Source organism: Nonomuraea sp. WAC 01424 (assembly GCF_003947315.1).
In the GTDB taxonomy this organism is placed as follows: domain Bacteria; phylum Actinomycetota; class Actinomycetes; order Streptosporangiales; family Streptosporangiaceae; genus Nonomuraea; species Nonomuraea spiralis.
Map to the genome: position 1 here is coordinate 1 of NZ_QHHZ01000052.1, position 2,013 is coordinate 2,013.

A 2,013-nucleotide genomic window follows, 5' to 3' on the forward strand; every position below is an offset into this window, starting at 1 on the left:
TGTCCTGTCTCGCTTGATGGTTGACACTCTGGCCTCGCTTGATGCTTGACACCTTGATCGTTATCTGAGCCTGCTCGTGGCGTTATCGACGCTTCGGGGGAGGCTCGGGTGGCATTGGTGGAGTTGAGTGTCGTGGAGCAGCGCTATCACGCGGTGATCGAGGTGTTGTCGGGGGCGAAGGTCACCGACGTGGCCGGACGGTATGGGGTGTCGCGGCAGTCGGTGCATGGCTGGGTGCGGCGGTATCAGGATGGCGGCCTGGCAGGTCTGGCCGATCGGTCACATCGGCCGAAGGCGCACCCGATGCAGACCCCGCCGGTGATCGAGGCGTTGATCTGCGAGCTGCGGCGCGCGCATCCGCGGTGGGGTCCGCGCACACTGTTGTGGGAGCTGGGCCGGCGCGGGGTGGAGCCGTTGCCGTCGCGGGCGAGTATCTACCGGGTCCTGGTGCGTAACGGGCTGGTCGAGCCGGTCGCCCGTCGGCGCCGGCGTGAGGATTACCGCCGCTGGGAGCGGTCGGGGCCGATGCAGCTGTGGCAGATGGACATCATGGGCGGGCTGCTGCTGGCCGACGGCAGCGAGGCCAAGCTGATCACCGGGGTGGACGATCACTCCCGCTTCTGTGTGATCGCCTCGGTGGTGGTCCGGCCGACCGGGCGGATGGTGTGTGCCGCGTTCGCCGCGGCGATGCGCGTCTATGGGGTGCCGCTGGAGGTGCTGACCGACAACGGCAAGCAGTTCACCGGCCGGTTCGGCGGTCCGAAGGCGGGTGAGGTGCTGTTCGAGCGGGTCTGCCGGGAGAACGGCATCAAGCTGCGTCACACCGCGCCGCGCACCCCGACCACCACCGGCAAGATCGAGCGTTTCCATCAGAGCGTGCGCCGTGAGCTGCTGGAGCAGGCGCTGCCGTTCGCCTCGATCGAGGCCGCGCAGAGCGAGATGGACGCGTTCGCCGAGCATTACAACACCGCCCGGCCGCACCAGGGGCTGGGCATGGCCTTCCCTGCCGACCGGTTCTTCGCCGATCGCAGCCCCGGGCAGCTGCGGGCAGAGCGGGAGCTGCCGCTGCGTCTGCCCGCCGCTTTGAGCACGGTGACCGCTTCGGCTCCGAGAGCCGCTCCGGCGCCCGCGGATCTCACGGTTCCGGCCGGCGACCGCTGTGATCAGCCCGAACGGCCTGCGCCCGTTGTCATGGCCTCGGTCGATCCGTTGTCGCGCCAGGCGATCGAGGTCGATCGGATCGTGCCTGTGTCGGGGAACCTGTCGATCGGGGGCCAGCAGCTGTGGCTCGGACCTGATCGGGCGGGCCTGCCGATCACCTTGTGGATCAGTACGCAGCGGCTGCATGTGTTCACCACCGGCGGCGGGCGGCTCAAGAGCGTGGCCTCCCGGCTGACCGTCAAGGACCTGGCCGCGCTGCTCGCCTCTGGCCAAGCCCGCCCTGCACCGGCCGAGCCCGCCGGCGAACCGCCGATCAAGGCGAGCGCCGTCGAGGTGGACCGGCAGGTCAGCTCGACCGGCACCATCAGCCTGGCCAGCCGGGCCTTGTGCGTCGGCGCCCACCTGGCCGGTCGGCGTGTCATCGTGCGCCTGGACGGCATCACCGCCCGCGTCATGGACGAGGATCGCCTGCTGCTGCGCGCCGTGCCCTGCCCGCTCCCGCTCGCCGAATGTCTCACTCTGCGCAACGCCCGGCCAGCCGGGGCAGCGCCGACCTCTTCGACCGGGCCTGTCACCGTCCAGCGAGTGGTCTGCAGCCGCGGCCACTTCCAGGTCGTCGGCCAAAAGATCCAGGTCGGACGGGTCCATGCCCGCAAGATCTTGGACGTGACCGTGGACGACACCCACATCACCGTGCACGACAACGGCGAACCCATCCGCGTCGTGCCCCGAACCACCACCCAGGAGATCACTCGGATCAAGTCTCAGGCGCATACTAAGAAGCGAAAGATCAGCTAGGAGTGTCAAGCATCATCCGATGCCAAAGCGTCAAGCATCAAGTGAGACCAGACA

General features: G+C 68.6%; 1 protein-coding gene. It reads left to right on the forward strand.

Features of this window, described 5'->3' with window-relative positions; all coding sequences use genetic code 11:
• Nucleotides 1-123 precede the first annotated feature (123 nt).
• Entirely contained in the window at nt 124-1,959 is a 1,836-nt protein-coding gene (locus DMB42_RS52660) for an IS481 family transposase (protein ID WP_125649926.1), read from the forward strand.
• Nucleotides 1,960-2,013 lie beyond the last annotated feature (54 nt).